Annotated in this window: 2 protein-coding genes; both read right to left on the bottom strand. The window is 51.5% G+C overall.

Annotated elements, in window-relative coordinates:
- On the bottom strand, positions 1–1,867 hold a 1,867-nt coding region (locus HRF49_08000; protein MEP0814592.1), incomplete at its 3' end, for a hypothetical protein.
- 12 nt (positions 1,868–1,879) lie between these two features.
- Positions 1,880–4,090, bottom strand: a complete 2,211-nt coding sequence (locus tag HRF49_07995) for a PKD domain-containing protein (protein MEP0814591.1) — start codon at positions 4,088–4,090, stop codon at positions 1,880–1,882.
- Positions 4,091–4,534: the final 444 nt, after the last annotated feature.

The raw sequence follows: 4,534 nt of genomic DNA, 5'->3' as shown, positions 1-4,534 counted from the left end.
CTTCCAGCGCGTCGAACTGGCCCGAGCCGTCCGCGTCGAGGTCGTTCCTCCCGTCCCCGTTCAAATCCAGCCAGTCGCCGGTGGAGTGCACAAGCGTCCACCCGTCGTCGTAGATGCGCTCGGAGGTCGCGATAAACCCGTCCCTGTCGCGGTCGCGGGCGAGCCCGATCTCGCCGTCGCCGTTCACGTCCAAGGGCACCGCGAGCGGGTCGATCCCGACGCGCCGTCCGATGTTCGCCCGCAGCATGTTCTCGTCGCCCTCGTTCACGATCCCGTCGCCGTTGAAATCCCCGTGCAGCGGATTCCCCACGTCCACGTCGCAGATGATGTCGCCGAAGCCGATAAGCATCTCGCCCGGCCTGTAAAGAAATGGTCGGTAATGACGGTTGGAAACAAATCCAATGTTGCCAAGCGCATAATTGGCACCCGTTCCATCATTCCATTTTGGAACCACCGGAGTCGATTCGTTAAAGGAACTGCCCACGTAGGGAAAAGTGCGTTCGCGAATATCGCTCAAATATTGCCAATTTGCATCGGGCCAATTGTATGAATCGATCCAAAAAGGCGGTTTCTCATCCCCAAAGCCCCTGTTGAGGTCGATATGAACCGGAATCAAACCCCAGTTATCATTACCAGCCATAGGCTGCTCATGGCCGGGTGAGGGAAAACCAGTCAGCCCCCAACCTGCTTGAACCTCAAGGTACACTAATTCAGCAGGACAGCTGGGATTGTGTTTGACCAGGTAAAGCTCCCTGCATCCTTCCAATGTATCTTGGGGTCTAATAAAGAGTGCCATTGAATCATACTTAGTGTTTAACAAGCATGTCCACCCGCAAATTGCCTTGAAAAAACCAAGCGGAGCTGTCCCGAAACTCATTAGGTCGAGTTCCCCAAAGCCAGGATAGCCACCGCTTGAACCTATTAAATATGTATCCGGCCAACCCAGTAGGTGGCCGAGCTCATGCTGTAAAATCAAATGCTCCTGCGTATACCAATTCGATAAACCTTTTGCCTCGATAATATCAAGCCAAACATCCGGTATTGAAAGCACAACATGACCCAAAATGACAGGCTCATATTCAACCTTTGATATGTCCCGAATCTCATCTATTCTTGCGAAAATACCCATTTGCGATTCTGGGTACTGAAATGTAATTACCGGCCTAGCTAATCGGCCCGATAGTCGGTTTGCAGGGTTGAACATTATATTGTTAATCTCGTAATTTTTTTCAAACGAGAACGTGCCATACTCCAAATCTGGAGTGTATACTTTTTTCTTAAATTCGAAGCGAGCGAGGAGCGACCCGTATGATTGTTCAGCATAATAATCTCTTGCGGACTGAATCGGTGCATTAAATTCTTCATTTAGCTTTTTATTTTCCGCGTTCAAATCAAGCTCGAATAAAAAGGATGGTGCATCTGAGGATACAATTAAAAACACAAGTATAGGCAAGTCGCTTTGATAATAATAGTAAGGAATTTGGGTGAAGTTAGTCCATCCCGGCAAGTCGCTAAGGGCTTGCACAATTGCGCTTTCCAATGCGTCATCCGGAATTGCCGAAACATAGGAGTCATCCGGGTAGTATTTTGAAATCACGGGGGGGTTTAACTCGCTATTTATTCTAAATATTGAAGCTTGCGGGAAAGTGCCCCCATCAGCATGCTCGCAGTTTAGTGATAATAGGCCCTGCAAAGGCGCGTCTTCGAAAATCTTTGGGGCAGCAGTTGGGCGATCCGAAAGCAGAGACTCATCAAATGCAAATGAGTCAGATACATTGCCCTGGGCCATGCAACCAAGGAGCACGCCCAAAGTCAAAAACACAATGAGCATTGCAAAAGCCGCAGCAAAGTTTTCGAAGACGCGCATAGTTACAAAGGTCTACTCCCCTTCTGGGGCTTCCGTCCCATCCGCAATGCAGTACGCTGTAGCAAAAATGTCGCTAAAGCGTTCATCGTGGATAGGCGCAAAAAGGTTCGATGGCCAACCTGCCGCGCTTGTATATTGGCTGTTACCGTCATAAAGAAGGCTAATGCCAATTTTGGCGGGATTGTGGTCGGCCTCAATTGTTGAGAAGCGCAACTCGCACACAGTTCCTGTGCTATGAACCGGCGCTTCGTATTCTTCAGGAGGCGCTGGAAAATAGATAATCCATGCCTCACAAAGGGTTGGGTCGTTCGGTCTACTTAAGAAACCATAGCTGCGAGTTACTAATCCGATTTCCGGGAATTCTACACCCACCGCTTCGCCCACCGGGTCTAGCAAACCGCTTCGGGTACCAGGATCTTCTTCAAATTCAAGAGCCCAAGGTCCTGGAGTTCCGCGATCATCATTATCCCAAACACGAATACGCAATGAATTCCAATTGACGAGCGAAAGATCGTCGGTTTCAGGATCCCCGTCGCCAAAAAAGCGCATTTTCAAGCTGGGAACATGCTGCACTCCGCGAGCAGTTTGCCGAAAATCGACTTTCAAAGTGTAAATCCATTTACGCGTTCCCGTTAGGCTGCCCACATACCAGGCTTTCGCGTTTTCTTCTGCAAAACCTGCATCGTTTAATGCATCGCGGCCCACAATTGGTTCTTGAAGCCAGTTTGTGCCGACGACCGGGTATGGAGATGGGTCCACCACAAACAATTCGGGATGGTATTCCCCAGGCGAACCGCTGTAGGTGTGTTCAAAAACCGGACCGGGCTCAACAATCGGATTTTCGCCTTGGTGATATGGATACCATTTGAAGATCAGATCATTCTCAGGTCCATCAGGGTCGTATGTAGCGCTCCCGTCTATTTGAACCGTAAACGGAATGGTACCTATCATCGGGGTAACAGTGAAGGAAACAACGGGAGGCATGTTATAGTTAATGGCGACGGGATACCAATCCGAAGCAATTCCCGGATTTCCTTCGGCATCAAATGGCTGAACCTGTGCGTAAACAATTATCCTTTCACCCATCTGGTCGAACAAGGTATGCCAATACCGGTATCCAACGCGGCCCTCGGGAGTGTGCGAGTAATTGAGCAATCCGTTAGTTCCACTGGGGAAATCGCAGGGATCCGAAATGTCGGTCTCAAGCAGTCCAACATTCCAGTCGCAGCTTAGATTTCGGATACTCTGCCGCATAGAATAGCTTGGGCCCGGTATATTATCTTCAAGCAGCAACTGCGTTCTTTGGGGATCTCGGTAAATTTTTATGTGGTATCTCGCGACAGACTCCAAGTAATTTAGCGTAATCGCCGGAGGATCCCACTGGTAGGTTCTCGGAGGGTCATCGTGGATTTGTGAATCCATCCAGATGCGTCCATTCGCATCGTAGTCAACCTGATCCAGCTCGCGATAAACGGGCTCGCCGTGGGGGGCAACATCGTATTGTGTGAACTTAGTATGGTGCAGTGCAAGCGGCGTTCCATCTGAAATGGAAACTTCTCCGCTTATATCGCCGTCCCCGACATTGCGCTCACTCCAGCTGATTTTTTGAAGATCGTTCAGCGCGAGGGTTTGCAAATCATCGACCTTATCGGCTTCATCATCCGGGGCGGTTAGTGGTTCCTTGGGCGGCTCCCATAGCGATTGTTCGAACTCGATGCTGCAAATTTGGCCCTGGCCCTTCGGCTCTTTTTCGTCGAAATTGCCAAGCCCTAGCCAAAACGCGAACTTGCCTTTCTCCGAGTAGACTGGCAAGATAAGCAAGTCCTTATCATCATCTTTAAACATCTCCCCTTTTTCGAATCCGACGGGGTTGTACTTGTCGGGGTCGTAATAAACGTACCCCAACACGTACTTCCATTCTCCGTCCTCGTTCGTGCTGATGTCAAGGACTAAATTCCCGTCTTTGCCCTCGTGCAGCGCCAGCTTGTAGGCGTCGCCGCCCTTAGGATCGTCCGAGCCGTCCCCGTCCAGCGGCTGGAAAGTGAACTCCTCCCCGCCGGGGCCTGTGATGCTGGACGTCGTCCTTGCTTCGTCCGAGGGAGCGGCAGCCGGGGTGAACGTGCCCCCGTAGCTCAACTGCGAGCCTTTCTTGCATCCGCCCACATTTAATAATACCGCGCTAACCACGATGACCGCCAGCGCGATGACGATGCGGGGGCTCAATGCCCCCCCCCGCCGGGTTTTGACAAAAAGTTAAACTTGTACATCTTCCCTTACCTCCTGGGCCGAAGCCCGTACTCCAAAGTATCGGTCCTGCCCGCATGCGCGGGCGAAGCCCCCAGGTCGTTTGCGGCCCGCGATTCGTCCTTGCCGGCCGCGACAATCAACGCTCGATCGATCTATGCAATGTCAATGTCCAATGTTGCACCGGAGCATGCTCCGGGATTGACGGCGAAAGCAAGCTTCCGCGCTCCGGGTAAATTTTCCCCCGGCAGGCGGGCCGGGGTCTGCGGCGGTTGGCTTGTGATAAAAATAACACGGAATTTTGTAAAATCCGGCTAACCGGATTTCGCACCGGAATGCAAGGAACGGCCAAGTCCGCGGGAACGGCATTGCCAGCCGGAGCCTGGATTGCGGCGGGACTGTTTTTCGGGGAGCCGGAATCGC

This window comes from bacterium, from assembly GCA_039961635.1.
In the GTDB taxonomy this organism is placed as follows: domain Bacteria; phylum 4484-113; class 4484-113; order JAGGVC01; family JAGGVC01; genus JABRWB01.
Note: the sequence above shows the minus strand (reverse complement) of the source record. Positions and strands in the feature narration are given on the sequence as shown.